Origin of the sequence: Micromonospora sp. NPDC050980 (assembly GCF_040653835.1) — a bacterium.
In the GTDB taxonomy this organism is placed as follows: Bacteria; Actinomycetota; Actinomycetes; order Mycobacteriales; family Micromonosporaceae; genus Micromonospora.
This window is the reverse complement of the sequence record NZ_JBFAGS010000001.1, coordinates 1-22,601: the sequence shown is the minus strand read 5'-3', so window position 1 is coordinate 22,601 and position 22,601 is coordinate 1. Positions and strand designations below refer to the sequence as shown.

The following is a 22,601-nucleotide window of genomic DNA, read 5'->3' as shown; positions in this document are numbered from 1 at the left end:
CACGGGTCTACGATGAGCCGGCCCGGCGGCCGCCGCCGGCAGCGGAGGAGGTCGCGGTGGCGTCCAACAGCACGTCGCGGACGGTGACGCGAATCCGCGCCCAGGTTCCGCGCGGCTTCGCGATCCTGCTCGCGGTGATCGCCGCGCTGTGCGCGCTCGCCGCGTTGAGCAGTGCGGTGGCCGCCGACGTGCAGCCGGTCCGCACCGCGATCGACGCGCTGCTGGTGCCGGCGCCGGCGAACCTGGCGTACGCGGTGTTCCTCGGCGCGCTGGCCGCCGCGGCCCGCCGGCGCAAGCGGCTGGCCTGGTGGGTGTTGCTGGTCTACTTCAGCCTCACGCTCGTGGTCGGGCTGGCGGCCGGCGTGCTGCTGCTGATGGTCGGCGCCAACGAGCTCAACCACGCCGCCGGCCAGCGGCTCTTCGGCACGTTGGAGACCATCGGCGTCTGGGTCGGCATCGCGTTCGCCGCCGCCGCGGTGGCGCTGCTGGTGGCCGCCCGGCGGGAGTTCTACGCCCGGGTCCGGCCCGGCAGCACCTGGCGGGCGCTGGGCGTCCTCGCCGGTCTGGTGGCCGTCTTCGTCCCCCTGGGCTACCTGCTGCTCCTGGTCGAGCCGGGTAGCCTGCACACCTGGTCGGACCGGCTCGGCTACGCGGTGGAGAAGGTCTTCGGTGGGGCCGTCACGCTGGACGTGACCCGGCGGGGGCAGGCGCCCGGCTGGGTCAACCTGCTGCTCGGCGCGTTCGGCGCGACCGCGTTCCTGACCGCCCTGTTCACCCTGGTCCGCTCGCAGCGGGCCAACGCGGTGCTGCACGCCGGTGAGGAGGAACGGATCCGGGAACTGCTGGCCCGACACGGCGAGCGGGACTCGCTCGGCTACTTCGCCACCCGGCGGGACAAGGCGGCCGTCTTCTCGGCCAGCGGCAAGGCCGCGCTCACCTACCGGGTGGTCAACGGCGTCAGCCTGGCCAGCGGCGACCCGGTGGGCGACCCGGAGGCGTGGGGTCCGGCCATCGAGGCGTGGCTGGAGCACTCCCGGGCGTACGCGTGGACGCCGGCCGTGCTCGGCGCCAGCGAGGCCGGCGCGCGGGCGTACCACCGGCACGGCCTGAAGGTGCTCCAGCTCGGCGACGAGGCGATCCTGCTGACCCGGGAGTTCGACCTGGACGGCCGGGACATGCGGCCGGTGCGCCAGGCGGTGCACCGGGTCGAGCGGGCCGGCTACACCGCGTCGGTCCGCCGGCACGCCGAGATCCCGCCGGCGGAGCTGGCCCGGCTGGCCGCGCTGGCCACCTCGTGGCGCGACACCGGGCACGAGCGGGGCTTCTCGATGGCGCTGGGCCGCCTCGGCGACCCGGCCGACGGCGACTGCGTGCTGGTCGAGGCGCGCGACAGTGCGGGCCGGGTGCGGGGGCTGCTCTCGTTCAGCCCGTGGGGCACGCGCGGGGTGTCGCTCGACCTGATGCGCCGGGACCCCACCGCCGACAACGGGGTCACCGAGTTCATGGTGGCCGCGTTGCTGGCCGCCGGCGGGCGCCTCGGCGTCGACCGGGTGTCGCTCAACTTCGCCGCGTTCCGCTCGGTGTTCGAGCAGGGCGCGCGGATCGGCGCCGGCCCGGTCATCCGCGCCTGGCGGCACACGCTGTTGTTCTTCTCCCGCTGGTGGCAGTTGGAGTCGCTCTACCTCTCCAACGCGAAGTACCAGCCGCACTGGACGCCGCGTTACCTCTGCTTCGCCGAGCGCCGGGAACTGGCCCGGGTCGGTCTCGCGGCGGCGGCCGCGGAGGGCTTCCTGGCCCTGCCCGGCGGCCGGCCCGCTCCGCTGCACGGGGTGCCGCCGGCCGGCGGCGGGGTCGGCTACGTGCCGCCGACCGCCGCCGCGGTCCGGGCCGTGCCGCCGGAGCCGCCCGCCGCGCGCCGGCCGGAGCAGATCCGGGTACGCCTGGCGAAGCTCGACCGGCTGCGGGCGGCGGGCGTCGAGGCGTACCCGGTGGGCTACCCGCGCACGGCGAGCTGCGCGGCGGTGCGCGAGCGGCACGCCGGGCTGGCCCCGGACACCGGCACCGGCGAGACGGTCGGGGTGGCCGGCCGGGTGCTGCTGGTCCGCGACCACGGCCGCCTCCTCTTCGTCACCGTGCGCGACGGCAGCGGCGACCTCCAGCTCCTGCTGGAGCACGACCTGGACCGGTGGCGGTCGACCGTCGACATCGGCGACCACGTGGGCGCGACCGGCGAGGTCTACGCGACCCGGCGCGGCGAGGTGTCGGTGCGGGTGGCGAGCTGGGAGCTGACCGCCAAGTGCCTGCGCCCGCTGCCGGGCAAGCATCACGGGCTGGCCGATCCGGAGGCGCGGGTCCGGCAGCGCTACCTCGACCTGGCGTTGGACCCGGGGGCCCGGGAGCTGCTGCGGGCACGCGGCGCGACGCTGCACAGCCTGCGCGCCGGGCTCGCCGACCGGGAGTTCCTGGAGGTGGAGACGCCGATCCTGCAGCGGGTGCACGGCGGCGCGAACGCCCGCCCGTTCGTCACCCACAGCAACGCCTACGACCTGCGGTTGAGTCTGCGCATCGCGCCGGAGTTGTATCTGAAGCGGCTCGCGGTGGGCGGCATCGAGCGGGTCTACGAGCTGGGCCGGGCGTTCCGCAACGAGGGCGTGGACGCCACCCACAACCCGGAGTTCACCGTGCTGGAGGCATACCAGGCGTACGCCGACTACCACGACATGCGCGAGCTGGCCCGGGAGCTGATCGTGGCGGCGGCGACCGCGGTGCACGGCACGCCGGTGGCGCGCCGGCCGGGCGGTGGGCTGGTCGATCTGGGCGGGGCGTGGCCGGCGGTCACGGTGCACGAGGCGATCTCGGCCGCGCTGGGCGAGGAGGTCACCGCCGACACCGAGTTGGCCGTGCTGCGTAAGCACTGCGACGCGGCCGGGGTGCCGTACGACCCGCGCTGGGCGGCCGGTGCGGTGCTGCTGGAGCTGTACGAGCGGTTGGTGGAGGCGCGCACCGAGGCGCCCACGTTCTATCTGGACTTCCCGACCGAGGTGTCGCCGCTGACCCGCCAGCACCGGTGCGACCCGCGGTTGGCCGAGCGCTGGGACCTGGTGGCGTTCGGGATGGAGCTGGGCACGGCCTACACCGAGCTGGTGGATCCGACCGAGCAGCGGCGGCGGCTGGCCGCGCAGTCGTTGCAGGCGGCCGGCGGCGACCCGGAGGCGATGGAGCTGGACGAGGACTTCCTCACCGCCCTGGAGTACGCGATGCCGCCGACCGGTGGCCTGGGGTTGGGCGTGGACCGGCTGGTCATGCTGCTGACCGGCCGCTCGATCCGGGACACGCTGCCCTTTCCGCTGGTGCGCGAGTCCTCCTGACCGGTTTCCGCCCGCCGTCCGGCCCGGTCTGACCGTCCGGCCCGGCGGGCGGTTGCTTCGCCAGCTCGGCGAGGTGGCGGGGTCGTGGCGGGGTGGATGCCGCCACCTCGCCGAGCTGGTGGTCACGGGGCTGCACGGCGTGACACGACGTTCTAGGGTGGTCGTGTGGTGGGGATGCTGGGGCTGGTGACCGGGGCTTGGGTGTATGCCCTCACCCTGTTCGCGGACCGGCCGGCCGGCTTGCTGGCCGGCGCGGCGGTGGTCGCCGCGCTGCTGCTGGCCACGGTGATCGCGCTGCGGGTTCGCGTGCTGCCCACGCCGCCGGGCTCCCGCCATGCCGCCGTGCTGCGGGCCCGGGCCCGCAACCGCCGGGTGCCCCGGCAGGTCGATCCGGACGCCCCGGGGCGCCCGCGCCCCCGGGCCCCGGGCCTGCGCCCCTCGACCGCGTAGTCACGCCGCACCGGCGACGCGCACTCCGGCCCGTGTCGGTCTCTCCGGCGGGCACTCAGGTCCGTGTCGGTTCCTCCGGCGGGCACTTCGGCCCGTGTCGGTTCCCGACGGGCACCCCGCGCAGGAGCGCGGCGGCGTCCGCCGGTCCGGCCCGCGTCCGTCTGCCTGAGAGCGGGCCGTCAGCCCGTCGGATGGCGCGCCTGAGGCCGGGGTGACGCCCGTCGGGCCTCCCAGGTGGCTCGTGGTCGCTTCCGCCGTCATCCGTCCCGCCGTGGCGCACCGTCCCGCCCGGGGCATCCGGAATCGGACCGAGGGGTCTACCCATGCTCGCCTTCGCACCCTTGCACAGTGCGGCCTCGGCCGCCGCGATCGTCGTCACGTGGCTCGCCGGCGCGCTCGTCCCGCTCACGGGCGGCACCGCGACGGCCGCCGCCATCGTCCTGTTCACCGCCGGCGTCCGGCTGCTGATCTCGCCGCTCACCGTGGCCCAAATTCGCGGGGAGCGGCGCCGGGCGGCGCTGGCGCCCGAGATCCGCGAACTCCGGCGCCGCCACGCCGACGACCCGGCCCGCCTCCAGAGCGAGCTGCTCGGGCTCTACCGACGGGCCGGGGCCAGCCCGGTCGCGGGTTGCCTACCGGCGTTGTTGCAGGCGCCGTTCTTCCTGGTCATGTACCGCGTCTTCGCCACCGGGGACGGCGCGCCGGAGCTGCTGGGTCAGCGGCTGGCCGGCGTACCGCTGGGCTGGCACCTCGGCGACGGGCTGGCCGGTGGCGTGCCGGTGGTGTTCGGGGTGCTGCTGGCCGCGCTGTTGGCGTTGGCCTGGTGGTCGTCCCGTCGGGCACGTCGGCTGGCCGCCGCCACCGGGACGGTCGAGGGCGCGCCGGTCGACGGTCCGGGCGCGGCGGTGCTCGGCCGGCTGCTGCCGCTGCTGCCGTTCGGGACCGTGCTGGTCGCCCTGGTGGTGCCGCTCGCGGCGGTGCTCTATCTGGTCACCACCACCGCGTGGACCGCACTGGAGCAGGGCCTGCTGCGCCGGCCGCAGCCGGCGGCCATCGACAAGCGTTGACAAATGCGGGGGCGGGAGCGTAGAAATCGCTCTCAGAGAGCGCTCTCCGCCCCGTCCCCGCAGAGAGGCACCCGCATGAACCCGACACCGGCGGCCCCGGCCGCCCCCACCGCCATGTCCCGCTCCCGCCGCCGGCTCGGCCTGGCCGCCGCCGTGCTGGCCGCCACCACCGCGATCGCCGGCGTCTCGATGACCGCGCAGGCAGCCGTCCCGGCACCACCCTCGGGGTGGAACCTGGTGTGGAGCGACGACTTCACCGGCGCGGCCGGCACGCTGCCCTCGTCGGCCAACTGGATCGTCGACACCGGCACCAGCTATCCGGGCGGCCCGGCCAACTGGGGCACCGGCGAGATCCAGACCTACACCTCCAGCACCGCCAACCTGGCCCAGGACGGCGGCGGCAACCTGCGCATCACCCCGCTGAAGGACGCCGCCGGCCGGTGGACCTCGGCCCGGATCGAGACGGTACGCAGCAACTTCAAGCCGCCGAGCGGCGGCGTGCTGGCGATCGAGGGCCGGATCCAGATGCCCAACGTGACCGGCGCCGCGGCGGCCGGCTACTGGCCGGCGTTCTGGGCCCTCGGCTCGCACTACCGGGGCAACTACCAGAACTGGCCGGGCATCGGCGAGTTCGACGTGATGGAGAACGTCAACGGGATCAACTCGGTCTGGGGCGTGCTGCACTGCGGCGTCGCGCCGGGCGGCCCGTGCGACGAGTTCAACGGGCGCGGCGCCTCCCGGGCCTGCCCGGGCAGCACCTGCCAGTCGGCGTTCCACACCTACCGGTTCGAGTGGGACACCTCGGTGAGCCCGCAGCAACTGCGCTGGTACGTCGACGGCCAGCTCTTCCACACCGTCACCCAGAGCCAGGTCGGTGAGCCGTACTGGGGCCAGATGACCAACCATGCCGGCTACTTCCTGCTGCTGAACGTGGCGATGGGCGGCGGCTTCCCGAACGGAGTGGCCGGCTCGGCCACGCCGACCGCGGCGACCGTGTCCGGCCGGCCCATGCTCGTCGACTACGTGGCGGTCTACTCCCGGGGTGGCGGCGGCAACCCGTCGCCGACGCCGACCACGCCGCCGCCCGGCGGGGTGCGCAACGCGTACGCCACCATCCAGGCCGAGTCGTTCAACGCGCAGAACGGCGTGCAGGTGGAGACGTGCGCCGAGGGCGGGCAGGACATCGGTTGGCTGGCCAACGGTGACTGGGCCCGCTACGACAACGTGGACTTCGGCTCGACGCCGCCGCGCGACTTCGTGGCCCGGGTCGCCTCCGGCGCGGCGGCCGGGGTGAGCGGCCTGGTCCAGGTGCGGGTGGACAGCCCGACCGCGACGCCGATCGGCAGTTTCGCGGTCGGCAACACCGGCGGCTGGCAGACCTGGCGCTCGGTGCCCGGCAACGTCGGTGCGGTGACCGGCCGGCACACCGTCTACCTGACGTTCAACAGCGGGCAGCCGGCCGACTTCGTCAACGTCAACTGGTTCACCTTCCGGCGCTGAGTCGACGCGGTCAGCGCCCGGCGGTCACCGACTGCCGGGCGCGCCGCCGGCGTACCTTCTTCACCGCCCAGCTCACGATCATCACCGCGAAGACCGCGAAGATCGCGTAGTTGAACCACTGGCTGTAGCGGTCGACGTCCTTCCAGCGCGAACCGAGCAGGAAGCCGGCGCCCACGATCACCGCGTTCCACACCCCGCTGCCCAGCGTGGTGAGCAGGATGAACTCGCCCAGCGGCATGCGGTTCGCGCCGGCCGGGACGGAAACCAGGGAGCGCACCACCGGCACCACCCGGCCGATCAGCACCGCCCACCGGCCGTGCCGCTCGAACCAGCGGTCCGCCTTCTCCAGATCGTCCAGGTCCACCAGCGGGATGTGGTCCAGCCAGCGCTTGAGCCGGTCCTCGCCGAGCGCTGCGCCCAGCCAGTAGAGCACCAGCGCGCCGAGCAGCGAACCGGCGGTCGCCGCCAGCACGATCACCACCACGTTGAACCGGCCCTCGGCGGCGAGGTAGCCCGCCATCGCCAGCACGATCTCGCTCGGGATCGGCGGAATGATGCTCTCCAGCGCCACCAGCAGCGCCACCCCGACCGCGCCCAGCGAGTCGATCACGCTCGCCACCCACCCGGTCAGCCCGGTGAACTGGTTCGGATCGACGTCTTGGGCCAAGGCCATGGGCGGTCCTTCCAGGGGTCGGAGATCAGGAGGTACTACCCGACCCGACCCGGCTCACACCCGCGGCGTGACCGGGCTAACCCTCCGGGTGCAACCCCGCGTCCGCCGGGCCCCGCCGCCACCCCGTGAAGCGGACCAGCAGGCCGCCGTGGCTCGGCGAGCAGCAGTACGGCCCGGCCGTCGCCTCGGCCGCCGGGTCGAGCGGCGCCACCCGCACCAGTCGCCAGGGCTCCTCGTCCGCCCGGGCCCGGACGGTCAACGCGTCCCCGGCCCGGCTCACCCGGACCGTCACCTCCCGCCCCGACCAGTCCGGCACCGGCGCCACCGACCAGTCGGAGAACTCGTCGGTCACCACCGCGCCGACCTGCGGCGCGCCGTCGCTCACCTCGACGCCGGCCTTGGTCCACCGCCGCTCGTCCACCCGCACCAGCACGCCGGCCTGGTCGAACTGGGCGGTGTAGTCGAGCCGGAACGACACCTCGACCGCGGTGTCCACGGCGAACGGCGCGAGCAGCGCCGAACCGTCGTCGTGCACGAAGCCGTAGCTGGTGCGCCGCCAGAAGTCGCTGCCGCCACGCGGCTCGACAAGCAGCCCGCCGTCGACGGCGTCGGCCCGCTCCGGCGGGTTCAGCCACGCACCGGCGGACCAGTCGGAAGCTCCCTCGCTCATGCGGGCACCGTAGCGGGTTTGCCGGATCGGCCGATCGGAGAAGTAGTCCCCGCATGGGTGACAGGTGGTATCAGGAGGCGGTCGTCTACTGCCTCGACGTCGACACGTACGCGGACTCCGACGGCGACGGGGTCGGTGACTTCCAGGGGTTGATCGGCCGGCTCGACTACCTGGCTCGGCTGGGGGTGACCTGCCTCTGGCTCAACCCGATCCACCCCTCGCCCAACAAGGACGACGGATACGACGCGACCGACTTCTACAACGTCGATCCGCGGCTCGGCACGCTCGGCGACTTCGCCGAGCTGCTGCACCAGGCGCAGAACCGGGGCATCCGAGTGATTATCGACTTGGTGGTCAACCACACCTCGGACCAGCACCCCTGGTTCCAGTCCGCCCGCTCCTCGCCCGACTCGCCGTACCGCGACTGGTACGTCTGGGCCGACCACGAGCCGGCCGACCGGCAGCAGGGCATGGTGTTCCCGGGCGAGCAGGAGGAGACCTGGACCTACGACCGCACCGCCAAGGCGTGGTACTACCACCGCTTCTACAAGTTCCAACCGGATCTCAACATCGAGAACCCGAAGGTCCGGGCGGAGATCAAGAAGATCACCTCGTTCTGGCTCCAGCTCGGCGTCTCCGGCTTCCGGATGGACGCCGTGCCGTTCATCATCGAGAAGACCGAACCGGGCAACCCGAACGCGGACAAGGACTTCGACTTCCTCACCGACCTGCGCCAGCACGTGCAGTGGCGGCGCGGTGACGCGGCCCTGTTGGCCGAGGCGAACGTCGAGCCGGACCAGTTGCCGGTCTACTTCGGTGACGCCGCCGGCTCGGGCAACCGGATCCACATGCTGTTCGACTTCATGCTCAACGGCCGGCTGATGCTCGCGCTCGCCCGGCAGGACCCGGAGGCGATCATCGACGCGCTGCGGGACACCCCGAAGCTGCCCACCGGCGGGCAGTGGGCCACGTTCCTGCGCAACCACGACGAGATCGACCTGTCCCGGCTCACCGCCGACCAGCGCAACGACGTGCTTGCCAAGTTCGGGCCGGACGAGAACATGCAGCTCTACGGGCGGGGCATCCGCCGCCGGCTCGCCCCGATGCTCGGCAACGACCGCCGGCACATCGAGTTGGCGTACGCGCTGCAGTTCTCGCTGCGCGGCACCCCGGTGCTGCGCTACGGCGAGGAGATCGGCATGGGGGAGGACCTGTCGCTGGACGGGCGCGACGCGATCCGTACCCCGATGCAGTGGTCCTACAAGGACAACGCCGGCTTCTCCACCGCCGAGCCGGAGAAGCTGGTCCGCCCGGTGATCGACAAGGGTGAGTTCGGCTACCAGCAGGTCAACGTCACCGCGCAGCGCAAGGACCCGCGCTCGCTGCTGGGGTGGTTCGAGCGGATGATCCGTACCCTGCGGGAGGCCCCGGAGATCGGCTCGGGCAGCACCACGCACATCGACGTGCCGGTGCCGGCCGGCGTGCTCGCGCACCGGGCCGACGGGCGGACCGGGACCATGGTCTTCCTGCACAACCTCGGCACCGAGGACGTGGAGGTCGACCTGAGCACGCTGGCCCCGGAGGCGGACCTGCCGATCGACGTGCTGACCGACCGCAACTACGAGGAGGTCGGCAAGCTCGACCGGCTCAAGCTCGCCGGCCACGGCTACCGCTGGATCCGGCTCTGTCGGGGCCGGGACCTCTGACGGCGGCGTGCGCGGGTAGGCTCCTTCGATCGACCCCAAGTTACCGGGAGGTAATCATGTCGGAGGAGCCCCGCGTCGCCATCGTGACCGGAGCCGCGCGCGGCATCGGCGCGGCCACCGCCCGCCGGCTGGCCGCCGACGGCATGGCCGTCGCCGTGGTCGACATCGACGAGTCCGCCACCAAGGAGACCGTGGACGGCATCGTGGCCGCGGGCGGCCGGGCGCTCGGCGTCGGCGCGGACGTGGCCGACCGGGCCCAGGTGGAGGCCGCCGTCGAGCGGGTCGCCGCCGAGCTGGGCGCGCCCACCGTGCTGGTCAACAACGCCGGCGTGCTCCGCGACAACCTGCTGTTCAAGATGACCGACGCCGACTGGGACACGGTCATGGGCGTGCACCTGCGCGGCGCGTTCCTGTTCAGCCAGGCCGCGCAGAAGCACATGGTCGAGCGCAAGTGGGGCCGGATCGTCAACCTCTCCAGCACCTCGGCGCTGGGCAACCGGGGGCAGGCCAACTACTCGGCCGCCAAGGCCGGCCTCCAGGGCTTCACCAAGACCCTCGCGATCGAGCTGGGCCCGTACGGGGTGACCGTCAACGCGGTCGCACCGGGCTTCATCGTCACCGACATGACCGCGGCCACGGCGGCCCGGATGAAGGTCGACTTCGACGCGCTCCAGCAGCACGCCGCCGCCGAGATCCCGGTGCGCCGCACCGGCCGTCCGGAGGACGTCGCGCACACCATCTCGTTCCTGGCCGGCGAGGGCGCATCCTTCGTCTCCGGCCAGGTCATCTACGTAGCCGGCGGCCCCAAGGACTGACCCCCACCCCCACCCCCACCCCCACCCCCCCCCGCCGGGATGGCCCCTCTTTCACGGAAAGAGGGGCCATTTCCCGTTCCATGGCCACTATTTCCGCGAAAGAGGCGGGGTGCGGGGGTGGGGGGTGGGGGTGGGGGTGGGGGGTTAGTTTGGGGAGGGGCGGCGGGTGCGGTGGAGCCAGAGCAGGCCGAGTGCGGGCAGCACCAGGGGGATGTAGCCGTAGCCGCTGCCGAAGTCGGACCAGACCGTCTCGTCCGGGAACAGCTCCGGGTCGGCGATGCTCAACACGCCCACCGCCAGCACCCCGACCAACTCCACCGAGCAGCACGCCAGCGCCACCCGGCGGCCGGCGTGCCCGGCCCGGGCCAGCCCGACCGCCGCCACGATGTAGATCAGCGCGGCCAGCGCGGAGAGCAGGTACGCCACCGGAGCCTCGTCGAACTTCGTGGCGATCTGCAACCCGGCCCGCGAGGTCGCCGCGATGGCGAACAGAATGTAGACCGCGATCAACAGCCGGCCCGGGCCCCGGTTGGTGGCACGCTCCCGCGTATCGGCCTCAGCCACCGACGACCTCCCAGGTCTGCTGCAACCGCACCACCACGACCGGTGTGACCAGGCAGATCGCGCAGACGATGGCCGAGCCCCACCGGGTCGGCTCCATCCGGGCCAGCACCCAGGCCAGCGGCGGCAGGCAGACCAGCGTCACCAGGTAGCCGAAGAACGCCCCCGGCTCGCCTGGCCGGTCGCCGCCGCCGAGCGCGACCAGCGCCACCACGGTCAGCGCCAGCAGCGCCACCTCCAGCACGGCCAGGCCGGCGAACTGGACCCGGTCCGGCGGGCGGTGGCGTACCGCCGCCACCAGGGCCCAGAGCGCGACCGCCAGCGAGAGCACGATCGCGAGCGTGGCGAGGAACCCGTCCACCGGCGAGCCGGTCGCCGCCGCGCTGGTCATCGACGCAGTGTCGTTCACCGACCCAGCCTACTAAGCCGTGTAGTAGCGGCTCTCCGGCCGGGTCGGGGCGCGCCGGGTGGGCCGGGCGACTAGCGTGGATCACGGTCCCGGCGTACGCCGGCGGCCCACGACGACGGCAGGGGGTCGCGGTGCGGTTCGGGTTGTTCGGCACCGGTCACTGGGCGGCGGAAACGCACGCCGCCGCCATCGACGCGCACCCGCGGGCCCGGCTGGTCGGCGTGTGGGGGCGGAACCCGGCGAAGGCGGAGGCGCTGGCCCAACGGCACGGCGTACCGGCGTTCACCGAGGTCGACGCGTTGCTCGACGCGGCCGACGCGGTCGCCGTGGCGCTCCCACCGGACGTGCAGGCCGACATCGCCGTCCGGGCCGCCACCGCAGGGCGGCACCTGCTGTTGGACAAGCCGCTGGCGCTCGGCCTGGCCGACGCCGACCGGGTGGCTCACGCGGTCCAGGCGTCCGGGGTGGCCTCGATCGTCTTCTTCACCCAACGCTTCCACCCGAACGTCACGGGGTTCCTCGCCTCGACCGCGGCGGCCGGTGGCTGGCAGCACGCCCGGGCCACCATGTTCGCCTCGATCTACCAGCCCGGCAATCCGTACGGCGACTCCCAGTGGCGGCGCGACCGGGGCGCGCTCTGGGACATCGGCCCGCACGCGCTGTCGCTGATCCTGCCGGTGCTCGGCCGAGTCACCCGCGTCGCCGCGATGGACGGGCCGAGCGGCCTGGTGCACCTGCTGCTCACCCACGACGGCGGCGCGACCAGTTCGCTCTCGCTCACCCTCGACGCGCCGGCCGAGGCGGTCACCCGCGACTTCGTCTTCTTCGGCGAGAACGGCACCGAGACCGCGCCGCCCGGCGACGGCAGCGTGCTGCAGGCGTTCGGCGCCGCGCTGGACCAACTGCTGGAAGAAGTGGACGCCGGCACCCGCGACCACCGCTGCGACGTCCGGTTCGGCCGCGAGGTGGTGGCGGTGCTGGACGCCGCCGAAACCGCCCGGGCGCAGGGACGCACGGTCGGGCTGTAGGAAATCCCGTCGCGGGCGCGGCGGTACGCCGCTAGTCTGGCCGGCATGTTCACGCATGCCCTGATCGACGTGGCCGTCGCGCCGGCCGCGCGAGGGCTCCTCTTGGTCGCCCGCCCGCGGGTCCGGCGCCCGGCCCTGGCCGGCCGGGACGCTGACCGCCGCGCCTGATCCGACCACCGGCCCCGAGCCCTACCGGCTCAACCGCCCGCAACCCACGCCACCTCCGGTGGCCGCCACTTCTCCATGGTGGGGGTATCGGGCCGGGTCGTGACGCCACCTCCCCGAGGTGGGGGTATCGGGTGCGCCCGGACCCCGCCATTCCCCCGGGAAGTGGCGCGGTGGTCCGACCGGTCAGCGTCCCGACCACCATCCAGGGCCGTCCGAGTCCCGATCCGCTCGGACCGCCTGCCCACCGACCCACACTGCCCGTCGAGCCCGTCGAGCCCGTCGAGCCCGTCGAGCCCGTCGAGCCCGTCGAGCCCGGCGACGCCCTGCCGGGGTGCCGCCGAGATGGGCGCCGGTGTGGACACCACGCAGCGGTCCGTACCCGTCGCCGTCCGGCGACAGACAGGACGAACCCATGGCGCCCCGCCGACACCGTGACACCGTACGCGACCGGTCCCGTCGCGTACTGTCCCAGAATTTCCTCGCCGACCCGGCGGCCGTCGCCCGGATGGTCTCCGCCGCCCGGCCCGGCCCGGACGACCTGCTGATCGAGGTGGGCGCCGGGCGCGGCCGACTGACCCGGCCGCTCGCCGCGCGCTGCGGCCGGCTGATCGCGTACGAGATCGATCCGGCCGTGCTGCCGGACCTGGCCGCGGCCTGCGCACCGCTGCCGCACGTCGAGGTGCGGGCGGCCGACTTCCTGGCCGCGCACCCGCCCGGAGAGCCGTTCTCGGTGGCCGGCAACATCCCGTGGTCGCTGACCGCCGCGGTGGTCCGGTGGTGCCTGGCCGCGCCGGGACTGCGCGCGGCGACGCTGCTCACCCAGCTCGACTACGCCCGTAAACGCGCCGGTGACCGCGGCCGGTGGAGCCGGCTCACGGTGCTCACCTGGCCGCACCATCACTGGCGGCTGGCCGGCCGGGTGTCCCGGGAGTCGTTCCGGCCGGTGCCGGCCGTCGACGGCGGCATCCTGCGCGTGGAGCGCCGGGCCGTGCCGCTGCTGGCGCCGGACGCGCTGCCCACGTACCGCAGGATGGTGGAGCTGGGCTTCGGCGGCGTCGGCGGCTCGCTCGCGGCCTCGCTGCGTGCCGTCCACCCGGGCCGGCGGGTCGACGGCGCGTTGCGCGCCGCCCGGATCGCGCCGGACACCCCGGTCGGGCTGGTCTGGCCCGAGCAGTGGCTGGTGCTGTTCCGCCTACTGCACGCCCACCGCTGAGCGAAGGGCGGGCCCCGCACCCGTGGGGCCCGCTCAGTCGGGCAGGGCGACCAGCGCCTCGCCCAGCTCGGCCGGGGTGTCGAACTCCTCGGCCGGCAACGTGCGGAGCACCTGGAGCGCCTCGGTGCTGGCGCCGTTCTCCTGACCCCAGCGGACCAGATCCTCCCGGGAGACCGGGTAGTCGAGCCCGGTCAGGAACTCCCGCAACTGCGCGCCGGTGACGGTCATGCCGCGCGGCTACCCCCTGCGCGGAAGCCCATGCCCGAGCCCGCCGTCCGGCCGACGGTTTGCCCCGCCGGGGCCCGGGTAGCCGCGCACATGCTGGTACAGCGGCTCGGCGCGCCGAGCGACTTCGACCCGCTGCTGGAACGCGTCCGGGACGCCCGCGTCGTGATGATCGGCGAGGCGACGCACGGCAGCTACGACTACTACCGGCTGCGGGAGCAGTTGACCCGCCGGCTCATCGCCGAGCAGGGATTCGACTTCGTCGCGGTGGAGGGGGACTGGCCGGACTGCGACCGGGTGCACCGTTCCGTGGTGCATGCGCCGGGTGGGCTGGCCGATCCGCTCGTCGCGCTGGAACGGTTCGAACGCTGGCCGACCTGGATGTGGGCGAACGCCGAGGTGGCCCGGTTCTGCCGGTGGCTGCGGGCCTGGAACCTGGAGCGCGCCGAGGGTGCACGGGCCGGCTTCCACGGCCTCGACGTCTACTCGCTGTGGGAGTCGATGCAGGCCATCTTCGACTATCTGGGCGAGGAGGATCCGGCCTCGCTGGAGGCGGCCCAGGAGGCGTACCGCTGCTTCGAGCCGTACGGCAAACAGGTCGAGGAGTACGGGACGGCCAGCCGGTTCGTCTCCGCCCGGTGCGAGGAGGAGGTGGTGCGGCTGTTGGCGCGTACCCGGGAACAGGCCGCCGCGGACGGCCCGGACCGCTTCGCGGCCTGGCAGAACGCGGAGGTGGTGGCCGGCGCGGAGCGGTACTACCGGGCGATGGTCGGCGGCGGACCGGAGTCGTGGAACGTCCGCGACGTGCACATGGCCGACACGCTGGACCGGTTGCTGGACCGCTACGGGCCGGACGCGCGGGGCGTCGTGTGGGCGCACAACACGCACGTCGGCGACGCGCGGGCCACCGAGATGGCAGCGGACGGCATGGTCAATATCGGGCAGCTCGCCCGGGAACGGCACGGCCGGGACGCGGTGGCGCTGATCGGCTTCGGGAGCTGGCGGGGCAGCGTGATCGCCGCGCCGCGCTGGGGCTCGCCGGCGGAGACCATGGTGGTGCCGCCGGCCCGAGCGGGGTCGGTCGAGCAGCGGCTGCACGAGCTGATGCCGGACCGGGCGGTGCTGGTGTTCGGCGGCCCGGACGAACCGGACTGGGTGACCGGCGAGGCTGACCACCGGGCCGTCGGCGTGGTGTACGACCCGAGCTTCGAGTCCTGGGGCAACTACGTGCCGACCCGGCTGGGGGAGCGGTACGACGCGTTCGTCTGGTGCGACGAGACGACCGCCCTGCACCCGTTGCCCGCGCTGGTCACTCCCGGCGAGATGGAGACGTACCCGGCCGGGGTGTGATGTTAAAAGGGGCCCCCTGCTATACGCCAGGCGTTAACCGGGGGCCCCTCCTTTCACTTCACCTCGGCGGGCTCGCGGGTGGCGAGGTGGGCGCGGAGGCCCTCGCCCTCGACGTCCACGTTGGGCAGGATCTTGTTCAGCCAGCGCGGGAGCCACCAGGCGGCGTTGTTCAGCAGGGACATCACCGCCGGCACGATGGTCATCCGGACCACGAACGCGTCGATGGCGACACCGATCGCGAGCGCGAAGCCCATCGACTTGATGATCGGGTCGTCCAGGAAGACGAAGCCGCCGAACACCGAGATCATGATGAGCGCCGCGGCGGTGACCACCCGGGCGCCGTGCCCCATGCCGTTGATGGTGGCCTGGCGGGCGGTGTCACCGTGCACGTAGTCCTCCCGCATCCGGGAGACCAGGAAGACCTCGTAGTCCATGGCCAGGCCGAACAGGATGCCGATGAGCAGGATCGGCAGGAAGCTGACCAGCGGCGCCGGCGTGTCCACGCCGAGCAGGCCGGCCAGGTGGCCCTGCTGGAACACCGCCACCGTGATGCCGAACGTGGCCGCCACGGTGAGCAGGAAACCGAGCGCCGCCTTGACCGGCACCAGGATCGACCGGAACACCAGCATCAGCAGCAGCACGGACAGGCCGACCACCAGCAGCAGGTAGACCGGGAGCGCGGCGGAGAGCTTCTCCGACACGTCGATGCCGATCGCGGTGACGCCGGTGAGCAGCACCTCGGCGTTGCCGATGCCGCCGACCTGCCGGCGGATGTCGTGCACCAGCTCCTCGGTCTTCTCGTCGGTCGGCCCGGTCTTCGGAATCACGCCGAGCAGCGCGGTGCGGCCGGACGGGTCGAGTTGCGGCGGGGCCACCGCCAGCACCCCGTCGGTCTTCTGGATCAGCGACGCGACCTGCGGCACGGCGGCCTGGGTGGCCTGCGGCGAGTCGGCGGTGACCACGACCGCGAGCCGACCGGTGAAACCGGGGCCGAAGCCCTCCCGGATCAGGTCGTTGCTGACCCGGGCCGGGGTGCCCTCGGCGGCGGTGGAGGCGTCCGGCAGCGCCAGGCGCATGTCCTGGGACGGGACCGCGAGCAGGCCGAGGCCGAGCAGCCCGACCAGGATCACCGGGATGCGGAACCGGGTCACCCAGTGCGCCCAGCGGAACCCGAAGCCGGAGCGGTCCTCCGAGCCGATGCCCGGGTCCGCGACGGCCTCCTGGTTGCGCAGTTTGCGCGGCAGCACCTTACGGCCGGCGAAGCCGAGCAGCGCCGGGGCCAGCGTGATCGCGACCAGCACGGCCACGGTGACGGTGCCGGCGGCGGCCAGGCCCATCACGGTGAGGAACGGGATGCCCACCACGGCCAGGCCGGCCAGCGCCACCACCACTGTCGCGCCGGCGAAGACCACGGCGGAGCCGGCGGTGCCGACCGCCCGGCCGACCGCCTCCTCCGGGGAGAGCCCGTCGAGGAGGTTCTGCCGATGCCGGGAGGTGATGAACAGCGAGTAGTCGATGCCGACCGCGAGGCCGAGCATCAGCGCCAGGATCGGCGCGGTGCTGGTCAGCTCGACCGCGCCGCTGAGCGCGAACAGGCCGGCCATGCCGACGCCGACGCCGATCAGCGCGTTCAGCATGGTCATTCCGGCGGCCACCAGGGAACCGAACGTGATGACCAGGACGATCGCCGCGACCAGCACACCGAGCGCCTCGGTCGAGCCGACCTCCGGCTCGCCGTTGAGCACCTCGCCGCCGGGGGCGATCTGCCAGCCCTGCGCCTCGGCCTGCGCACCGACCTTCTCGTACGCGTCGCGCTGCTCGTCGGTCACGTCGTCGGCGCGGCCGTCGAACTGCACCTGGATCAGCGCGTACCGGCCGTCCGGGGTGATCGCCTGCGCCTGGTAGGGGTCGATCGCGCCGACCACGCCGGGCAGGGTCGCCGCCTCCTGGGTGACCTGCTTGACCAGCGCCTGACCGGCGGGCGAGGTGAGCGCGCCGTCCTGCGGCGCCTTGACGGCGATGGTGCCGGTGGCGCCGCTGGCCGCCGGGAACCGGTCGGCGAGCAGGTCGATCGCCTTCTGCGACTCGGTGCCGGGCATGGTGAAGTTGCTCGCCGTCGGGCCGCGCAGCGTGGCCGCGGCCAGACCGAGACCGACGAGTACGACGAGCCAGACGACGGCGACGATTCGCCGTCGGCGCAGGGATGCCCGGCCGAGCCGGTACAGCAGGGTCGCCATGGACCTTCCTTCGTCCTCGGGGTTTGCGACAGTGTGATCAGGTGGTGGGTTCGAGCGCGCGGTGCGCCACGGCGAGCAGCGCGGGTCGTAGCTCCTCGTCGGGGATGTCCAGGAACTCGCCGCACGTCTCGGCGATGCCGGCCAGCACGACGAGCGCGGCGATGCGGGCCGCCGGCCGGTCGGAGAAGCCGGCGAAGGCGGCGATCAGCCGTTCGGAGATCTGTTGGATGTGCGCGAACGCCGGCTGTTGGAGCAGGTCGGGAAACTCGCCCCGGAGCAGCGCGATCTCCCGGCGGAACCGGACCGCCAGGTCGACGAAGCCTTCGGCGGCGACCCGCTGCGCCTCGGCGCCGGTGAGGTCGGCGAGTCGGGCGTCGAGTTCCTCCAGCACCGCGATGGCGGGTGCCATCAGCTCGCAGAGCAGGGTGTCCTTGCTGGCGAAGTGGTAGAGCACGGTGGCCTTGGAGCAGCCCACCTCCCGGGCGATGTCCTGGAGGGAGGTGCCCTTGTAGCCGGTGACGGCGAACCGACGGGCCGCGGCGGTGAGCAGCTCGTCGTGGGTGGCCGGGGTAGCGCGCGCCATGCCCTCCAGCATGCCTGACCGATCGGTCAGCACCTGACCGATCGGTCAGCAGGATTGCGTGGGCTTCGCCACAGGGTGCTCCCGGTCGTACGCCGCCCGAGCCGCGCTGATCGAGTCGCGGTGCCGCTCGGCCCAGCGGGTGAGCGCGACCAGCGACTCGTACAGCTCCTGGGCCATCGGGGTGACGGTGTATTCCACCCGCGGCGGCACGCAGGCGTGCACGTGCCGAACCAACAGGCCGTCGCGCTCCAGGTTGCGCAGGGTCAACGTGAGCATCCGCCGGCTGATCCCCTCCACCCGGCGCTCCAGCTCGGTGAAGCGGACCGGACCGGCCGAGGCGGCGATGAGGATGCCGATGCTCCACTTGCCGCCGACCCGGTCCAACGCCTCCCGCACCGTGCAGGCGGTCCGGTCGGCCGGAGCGGGCGCGCACCTGTCGTCCTGGAAACCCACCGCGCCTCCCTACCGCCCGGCCCCGACGTGGCCCCGGCGAACATAACGCGCCCACGGCGCCGACGGGGTGCCGGGTGCCGCCGTCCCGGGCGCCCGGGCGGGGCCGTCCGTCGTGTCGGGGTTGCCGGGGCGGGCGCGGCCCGGGAAGGTGGGCGGATGGGCGCCGCTGACGAGACCCGCGACGGGGTGTCGCTGACCAACCTGGACCAGCCGCTGTTCGACTCCGCCGGGGCGACCAAACGGGACCTGGTCGACTACCTCGACGCGGTGCACGGCCGGATCCTGCCGGAGCTGCGCGACCGGCCGCTGTCGGTGCTGCGGGTGCGGCCCGGCCAGGAACCGTTCATGCAGAAGAACCTGCCGAAGTACACGCCGGACTGGGTGCGCCGCGCCGAGGTCTGGGCCGAGGCGTCGCGCCGGCGCATCTCGTACGCGCTCTGCGACGACCGGCGCACGCTGCTCTGGTTCGCCAACCAGCGCGCGGTGGAGTACCACGCCCCACTGGCCCACGCCGGACAGGCCGAGCACCCGACCCACCTCGTGCTCGACCTGGACCCGCCGGAGGGCGACTCGTTCGGCGCGGCGGTGCGGGTCGCGCTGCTGGTGCGGCAGGCGCTCGCCGACGCCGGGCTGGCCGGCGCGGTCAAGACCAGCGGGGCGAAGGGCCTGCACGTGATCGTCCCGGTGCAGCCGGCGACCACGGCGGAGGAGGCCGCCGCCGCGACCCGGGCGCTCGCCGCCCGCGCCGAACGGCTCGACCCGGCGCTGGCCACCACCGCGTTCATCGTGGCCGACCGGGGTGGCCGGGTCTTCGTCGACTCGACCCGGGCGTACGGGGCGACAGTGGTGGCCGCGTACAGCCCCCGGATCCGGCCGGGCACGCCGGTGTCGTACCCGGTGGGCTGGGCGGATCTGGAGTCGGCGACCCCGGCCGACTTCACCGTGCGGACGGCGCCCGCGCTGCTCGGCGAGCGGGACCCGTGGGCGGAGGCGCTGCCCGCCCCGCAGTCGCTGCCGGCGGAACTGGTCGACGAGGGACGGGGCATCCCGGTGGCCCGGGTCCAGGCCATGCACGAGGGCAAGCGCCGGGCGAGGGCGCGGCGCGAGGCCGGGTGAGCCGACGCGAAAGCCCGGGCGCCGACGTCTTCTGGTGCCCCCCATCTCTTACTGTCAACTGCGCGATCGGCGATAGCCTGCGAACGCAATCCATACCGAAAAAATCAATACCAGTCCAAGGGCTGCAGGCAGGAACAGCTGCTCGGGCCCCTCATTCGACTTGTAGCCCTGGACGACACTGACCATGCCTAGTAGTAGCCCAAGATAGGCGATTGTGGGTCCCGCGTCGAGCGCCGCCTCAACCCCAGGGGAAACATTGCCGTGGTGACTCCTCCGGCTGGGCGAAAATATCGAAATAAAGGCAGTGATAAAAATGGAAAAGAACCAGAATGTATAGTATGTTGCAACAAATTCGTACCCGGCGGCCACGATTCTGTCGTTGCGATCCAGGGCGGATGAGATTTCATGGTCGGTAGTTAATTCCGGCGGAGTTGTCAAGACGCTTCCTGCCATGATCAAGCTGAACCCGATCACGGTTACACTCGCATAAAGATGCCAAGCTCTCCGCTTGCGTAGGACGTAGATCTCGAAGGGTATCGAAAGCAGCGCGAAGAAGAAGACAAAAAAGGCGGATATGCCCAGCGTGGCTTGGCTGGCCCAAGTCTGCCAGCCTCGGTCCAGGTCATGCATAATTTGCCCGAAGCGAGTTGCCCAGGAAAAGATGATGGCGACCGTGGCGAGGGCAGCCAGTATCCGGAAGAGCACCCAAAACTTCACTTACCCTCCTGTGTCAATGGTGGGACACCACGCCGATTCAACTCTCACGCCGCAACATGATTGCGGCGATCGGCCACCCTAGAGTGGATCGGTGTGAACCTACGCCAATGGGATGCGGGTAATCAACCATTACCGCCAGATCCCGCCTATCTTCCTGCCGCACAGAGCTGCAGATCCCGGTTTGTCCACTGCGGGGCGGCGCGCGCCCGGCGCGATCTTCACTGATGCTCTGACGACGAGCTGGGCGTCCAACACTGCCTTTGCGACAGCCGCCAACGGGAACTTCTCGCGGAGGCGCACTCTATGTGCCGAGGCTGCGAGTGTGAAGCCGGATGTCAAAGTGGTGCGGTGTCTGTCCACCGTCGCCGCCCGCATCGTCGCCCGCGCTGTGGCGCTGCGCCAGGTCGCGGCGACGCTGCCCAAGCCCGACGAGCAGACCCGCGAGGTCGCCCCGGTCGCCGATGTGCTCGGCGAACTGCGGCAGCGCATCGAGAGAGCGCTCGGGCGCGGCTGAGGCGGGCCGCCAGGTCCCGTGGCGCGCATGTGGCACAGACGTCGCCACGGGCCGGTGACAGCCGGACACACGATGAAAGCCCCTGACCGCTTTTCGCCCGGTCAGGGGCCTGCTCGTGCTGGTCAGCTCAGGTGCCCCGGCAGGGCACCACAAACATCGGAACCGGCCCTGAACAGCACAAACGACTACGTCGTGGTTATCGACGGGCGCTGGGCGCTGCCAACGTCATCAGCCAGGCTGCTGCCGACGCCACGGGCAAGGCCCCTGTCGTTCCGAGGCAGCGCCAGCCTGAACGCGAAACAGAAGGGGCGGACGCGTTGGCGTCCGCCCCTGTCGGTCAAACCCGTTCCATGTTCTAGGTGCCCCCGGCAGGATTCGAACCTGCGCCCCCGCCTCCGGAGGGCGGTGCTCTATCCCCTGAGCTACGGGGGCTCAGCGACCCGAGAAGAGTAGCAAACCCCTTCCCGGATCACCGAATCGGTATCGCCCGGGGAGTCGATCTTCACCGGTCACGCCGCGGCGACGGCGCGACCGCAGCTCGGCAGCGGATGCAGCGCGATGCGCCGGGGCAGCCGACGGGGCCACTCGTTGCGCGGCCAGGAGCCGTCCACGATCAGGTGCACGGCGCGTTCCTCGGCGCCGCTGAGCCGCAGCACGAAGTCCCGGGGCAGCGGCGGGTCCACCGACGGTGTGGTGACCATGAACCGCACCCGGCCCCGTGCGGAGACCGCCGAGACCACGTCGGCGGCCGGCATGGTGCCGCGCAGCCGCACCCGGCCGATCCAGTAGACCTCCGCGGCGTGCTCCTGCGCGGCCCGGGTGATCGCGGGGTACTCGCTGCGCACCCACCGCTCGACCGCGCCGACGCAGAGGCCGCAGGCCCGCTCGCGCGGCTCGCGCGGCCCGAGCCCCCAGGCCCGCAGGTACGCCCCGACGGTGCCGGCGTCCAGGGCCAGCGCGAACCGGCGCTCGATGAGCGTGGTCAGGCTCTGCCGCGTCCAGAGTTCCTCGTCGATCCCGAACCCGTCCGGGTGGACGCCCCGCAGCACGTCGATGAGTTCGAGTTCCTGTTCGCGGCTGAGCGTTCCCGGCTCGCCCTGCCGCAGTCCGCGACGGACGGCTGCCACCGCTCCGTCACCGCCGATGGTGTGGCGTCGGCACCAGCTGGTCACCGACCGCCCTGCGTCTCTGAGTGCAACCCCCACGTCCTGCGCAACGAGCCCGAACCATAACCGGTCACGATATGTATAGAGAAACTTCTCAGAGCGCCGCAATGGCTCGTTAACCCCAAACCGTTACAAAGCCGCATATCGGACAACAGTGCCGGTCCCGCCTGCCGTTGCGGGCTCGGGCGGGGCGTCGTGATGCCCGCTGCGGGCCTAGACACCCACCACGTTCCACTCGCGGGCTCGTCGGGTGGGGGGTGGAACGCCATGGGTGTCTGTGCGGGCCTGAGACACCCCTGGCGTTCCACTTGCGGGCTCGGTGGGCGGGGGGTGGAACGCCATGGGTGTCTGTGCGGGCCTGAGACACCCCTGGCGTTCCACTTGCGGGCTCGGTGGGCGGGGGGTGGAACGTGGTGGGTGTCTGGGCGGCCCCGAGACACCCATAGCGCTCCACTCGCGCGGTCGGCGGGCGACGGGTGGAACGTGGTGGGTGCGGGGCGTGGGGCATCCGTGGTGCTTCAGGGTTGAGTGGCGGTCTGCGTAGGTGCGGGCGGGCGGTGGTGTCGTGCTGGATGGTCCGGGGCGGGGTGGGATGTCCGGTTCGGCGGTGGT

22 protein-coding genes and 1 tRNA gene are annotated in these 22,601 nt (G+C 72.7%); 12 read left to right on the top strand and 11 right to left on the bottom strand.

The features are described from left to right. Positions 1-56 precede the first annotated feature (56 nt). From lysX to AB0H28_RS00100, 4 genes are all read left to right on the top strand, one after another. Positions 57-3,368 (top strand): bifunctional lysylphosphatidylglycerol synthetase/lysine--tRNA ligase LysX, encoded by a 3,312-nt coding sequence (lysX, locus tag AB0H28_RS00115; protein ID WP_358031983.1) that lies wholly within the window; start codon positions 57-59, stop codon positions 3,366-3,368. 186 nt (positions 3,369-3,554) lie between these two features. Then, positions 3,555-3,818, top strand: a complete 264-nt coding sequence (locus tag AB0H28_RS00110) for a DUF6412 domain-containing protein (protein ID WP_358031980.1) — start codon at positions 3,555-3,557, stop codon at positions 3,816-3,818. Positions 3,819-4,141: 323 nt separating this feature from the next. Next, positions 4,142-4,885: a membrane protein insertase YidC gene (locus AB0H28_RS00105; RefSeq protein WP_358031978.1), complete on the top strand. Its 744-nt coding sequence runs from the start codon at positions 4,142-4,144 to the stop codon at positions 4,883-4,885. Between the two features lie 114 nt (positions 4,886-4,999). After that, positions 5,000-6,385, top strand: coding sequence for a carbohydrate-binding protein (locus AB0H28_RS00100; protein ID WP_358033766.1), 1,386 nt, complete (start codon positions 5,000-5,002; stop codon positions 6,383-6,385). 10 nt (positions 6,386-6,395) lie between these two features. Here the strand turns inward: AB0H28_RS00100 and AB0H28_RS00095 are convergent, their stop codons facing one another. Together AB0H28_RS00095 and AB0H28_RS00090 are read right to left on the bottom strand one after the other, a co-directional pair. After that, positions 6,396-7,058 carry a DedA family protein gene (locus tag AB0H28_RS00095; RefSeq protein WP_358031975.1) on the bottom strand — a complete coding sequence of 221 codons (663 nt, stop codon included), beginning with the start codon at positions 7,056-7,058 and terminating at the stop codon, positions 6,396-6,398. Positions 7,059-7,134: 76 nt separating this feature from the next. Further along, on the bottom strand, positions 7,135-7,728 hold the full coding sequence (locus tag AB0H28_RS00090) for a DUF1349 domain-containing protein (RefSeq protein ID WP_358031972.1): 594 nt from the start codon (positions 7,726-7,728) through the stop codon (positions 7,135-7,137). Positions 7,729-7,781: 53 nt separating this feature from the next. Here AB0H28_RS00090 and AB0H28_RS00085 point away from each other — a divergent pair, with 53 nt between their 5' ends. Both AB0H28_RS00085 and fabG read left to right on the top strand, forming a co-directional pair. Then, entirely contained in the window at positions 7,782-9,434 is a 1,653-nt protein-coding gene (locus AB0H28_RS00085) for an alpha-amylase family protein (RefSeq protein WP_358031969.1), read from the top strand. A 56-nt stretch (positions 9,435-9,490) separates the two neighbouring features. Beyond that, positions 9,491-10,249, top strand: coding sequence for a 3-oxoacyl-ACP reductase FabG (fabG, locus tag AB0H28_RS00080; protein ID WP_358031966.1), 759 nt, complete (start codon positions 9,491-9,493; stop codon positions 10,247-10,249). A gap of 144 nt (positions 10,250-10,393) precedes the next feature. Here fabG and AB0H28_RS00075 read toward each other — a convergent pair whose 3' ends face one another. Both AB0H28_RS00075 and AB0H28_RS00070 read right to left on the bottom strand, forming a co-directional pair. Beyond that, positions 10,394-10,813: a hypothetical protein gene (locus AB0H28_RS00075; RefSeq protein ID WP_358031963.1), complete on the bottom strand. Its 420-nt coding sequence runs from the start codon at positions 10,811-10,813 to the stop codon at positions 10,394-10,396. Beyond that, positions 10,806-11,201 (bottom strand): hypothetical protein, encoded by a 396-nt coding sequence (locus AB0H28_RS00070; RefSeq protein ID WP_358033763.1) that lies wholly within the window; start codon positions 11,199-11,201, stop codon positions 10,806-10,808. The genes AB0H28_RS00075 and AB0H28_RS00070 overlap by 8 nt, the downstream gene beginning before the upstream one ends. Before the next feature lie 149 nt (positions 11,202-11,350). Between AB0H28_RS00070 and AB0H28_RS00065 the strand changes: the two genes are divergently transcribed. The 3 genes from AB0H28_RS00065 to erm all read left to right on the top strand — a co-directional run bounded on the left by AB0H28_RS00065 (position 11,351) and on the right by erm (position 13,628). Beyond that, entirely contained in the window at positions 11,351-12,247 is an 897-nt protein-coding gene (locus tag AB0H28_RS00065; RefSeq protein ID WP_358031960.1) for a Gfo/Idh/MocA family oxidoreductase, read from the top strand. Between the two features lie 45 nt (positions 12,248-12,292). Beyond that, positions 12,293-12,415: a hypothetical protein gene (locus tag AB0H28_RS00060; RefSeq protein ID WP_358031957.1), complete on the top strand. Its 123-nt coding sequence runs from the start codon at positions 12,293-12,295 to the stop codon at positions 12,413-12,415. A 412-nt stretch (positions 12,416-12,827) separates the two neighbouring features. Continuing rightward, positions 12,828-13,628 (top strand): ErmE/ErmH/ErmO/ErmR family 23S rRNA (adenine(2058)-N(6))-methyltransferase, encoded by an 801-nt coding sequence (gene erm / locus AB0H28_RS00055; RefSeq protein WP_358031954.1) that lies wholly within the window; start codon positions 12,828-12,830, stop codon positions 13,626-13,628. 33 nt (positions 13,629-13,661) lie between these two features. Here erm and AB0H28_RS00050 read toward each other — a convergent pair whose 3' ends face one another. After that, positions 13,662-13,856 (bottom strand): DUF2795 domain-containing protein, encoded by a 195-nt coding sequence (locus AB0H28_RS00050; RefSeq protein ID WP_358031951.1) that lies wholly within the window; start codon positions 13,854-13,856, stop codon positions 13,662-13,664. A 90-nt stretch (positions 13,857-13,946) separates the two neighbouring features. Here AB0H28_RS00050 and AB0H28_RS00045 point away from each other — a divergent pair, with 90 nt between their 5' ends. Then, a complete protein-coding gene (locus tag AB0H28_RS00045; RefSeq protein WP_358031948.1) occupies positions 13,947-15,203 on the top strand; it encodes an erythromycin esterase family protein in 1,257 nt (418 codons plus the stop codon). Positions 15,204-15,256: 53 nt separating this feature from the next. Here AB0H28_RS00045 and AB0H28_RS00040 read toward each other — a convergent pair whose 3' ends face one another. Genes AB0H28_RS00040 through AB0H28_RS00030 form a run of 3 tightly spaced genes read right to left on the bottom strand, consistent with a single transcriptional unit; the run spans position 15,257 to position 18,476 of the window. Continuing rightward, positions 15,257-17,440 (bottom strand): MMPL family transporter, encoded by a 2,184-nt coding sequence (locus tag AB0H28_RS00040; RefSeq protein ID WP_358031945.1) that lies wholly within the window; start codon positions 17,438-17,440, stop codon positions 15,257-15,259. A 37-nt stretch (positions 17,441-17,477) separates the two neighbouring features. Then, a complete protein-coding gene (locus tag AB0H28_RS00035; RefSeq protein ID WP_358031943.1) occupies positions 17,478-18,023 on the bottom strand; it encodes a TetR family transcriptional regulator in 546 nt (181 codons plus the stop codon). Positions 18,024-18,068: 45 nt separating this feature from the next. Then, positions 18,069-18,476 (bottom strand): helix-turn-helix domain-containing protein, encoded by a 408-nt coding sequence (locus tag AB0H28_RS00030; RefSeq protein WP_358031941.1) that lies wholly within the window; start codon positions 18,474-18,476, stop codon positions 18,069-18,071. A gap of 156 nt (positions 18,477-18,632) precedes the next feature. Between AB0H28_RS00030 and ligD the strand changes: the two genes are divergently transcribed. Continuing rightward, the gene (ligD, locus tag AB0H28_RS00025) at positions 18,633-19,592 is read left to right on the top strand and encodes a non-homologous end-joining DNA ligase (protein WP_358031937.1); all 960 of its coding nucleotides are present in this window, start codon (positions 18,633-18,635) and stop codon (positions 19,590-19,592) included. Between the two features lie 54 nt (positions 19,593-19,646). Here ligD and AB0H28_RS00020 read toward each other — a convergent pair whose 3' ends face one another. Continuing rightward, positions 19,647-20,309: a hypothetical protein gene (locus AB0H28_RS00020; RefSeq protein ID WP_358031934.1), complete on the bottom strand. Its 663-nt coding sequence runs from the start codon at positions 20,307-20,309 to the stop codon at positions 19,647-19,649. 322 nt (positions 20,310-20,631) lie between these two features. On the opposite strand from AB0H28_RS00020, the gene AB0H28_RS00015 reads away from it, so the two are divergent. Then, entirely contained in the window at positions 20,632-20,823 is a 192-nt protein-coding gene (locus AB0H28_RS00015) for a hypothetical protein (protein ID WP_358033889.1), read from the top strand. Positions 20,824-21,183: 360 nt separating this feature from the next. Here the strand turns inward: AB0H28_RS00015 and AB0H28_RS00010 are convergent. After that, a tRNA-Arg gene (locus tag AB0H28_RS00010) sits at positions 21,184-21,255 on the bottom strand. Between the two features lie 77 nt (positions 21,256-21,332). After that, positions 21,333-22,028 (bottom strand): winged helix-turn-helix domain-containing protein, encoded by a 696-nt coding sequence (locus tag AB0H28_RS00005; protein WP_358031932.1) that lies wholly within the window; start codon positions 22,026-22,028, stop codon positions 21,333-21,335. Positions 22,029-22,601 lie beyond the last annotated feature (573 nt).

What these genes read in the sequence shown, in the direction of transcription:
- AB0H28_RS00105 (WP_358031978.1), top strand. Translation starts at nt 4,142, where the DNA reads ATGCTCGCCTTCGCACCCTTGCACAGTGCGGCCTCGGCCGCCGCGATC.
- AB0H28_RS00100 (WP_358033766.1), top strand. Translation starts at nt 5,000, where the DNA reads ATGTCCCGCTCCCGCCGCCGGCTCGGCCTGGCCGCCGCCGTGCTGGCC.
- AB0H28_RS00095 (WP_358031975.1), bottom strand. Translation starts at nt 7,058, where the DNA reads ATGGCCTTGGCCCAAGACGTCGATCCGAACCAGTTCACCGGGCTGACC.
- AB0H28_RS00090 (WP_358031972.1), bottom strand. Translation starts at nt 7,728, where the DNA reads ATGAGCGAGGGAGCTTCCGACTGGTCCGCCGGTGCGTGGCTGAACCCG.
- AB0H28_RS00085 (WP_358031969.1), top strand. Translation starts at nt 7,782, where the DNA reads ATGGGTGACAGGTGGTATCAGGAGGCGGTCGTCTACTGCCTCGACGTC.
- fabG (WP_358031966.1), top strand. Translation starts at nt 9,491, where the DNA reads ATGTCGGAGGAGCCCCGCGTCGCCATCGTGACCGGAGCCGCGCGCGGC.
- AB0H28_RS00070 (WP_358033763.1), bottom strand. Translation starts at nt 11,201, where the DNA reads ATGACCAGCGCGGCGGCGACCGGCTCGCCGGTGGACGGGTTCCTCGCC.
- AB0H28_RS00060 (WP_358031957.1), top strand. Translation starts at nt 12,293, where the DNA reads ATGTTCACGCATGCCCTGATCGACGTGGCCGTCGCGCCGGCCGCGCGA.
- erm (WP_358031954.1), top strand. Translation starts at nt 12,828, where the DNA reads ATGGCGCCCCGCCGACACCGTGACACCGTACGCGACCGGTCCCGTCGC.
- AB0H28_RS00050 (WP_358031951.1), bottom strand. Translation starts at nt 13,856, where the DNA reads ATGACCGTCACCGGCGCGCAGTTGCGGGAGTTCCTGACCGGGCTCGAC.
- AB0H28_RS00045 (WP_358031948.1), top strand. Translation starts at nt 13,947, where the DNA reads ATGCTGGTACAGCGGCTCGGCGCGCCGAGCGACTTCGACCCGCTGCTG.
- AB0H28_RS00040 (WP_358031945.1), bottom strand. Translation starts at nt 17,440, where the DNA reads ATGGCGACCCTGCTGTACCGGCTCGGCCGGGCATCCCTGCGCCGACGG.
- AB0H28_RS00035 (WP_358031943.1), bottom strand. Translation starts at nt 18,023, where the DNA reads ATGGCGCGCGCTACCCCGGCCACCCACGACGAGCTGCTCACCGCCGCG.
- ligD (WP_358031937.1), top strand. Translation starts at nt 18,633, where the DNA reads ATGGGCGCCGCTGACGAGACCCGCGACGGGGTGTCGCTGACCAACCTG.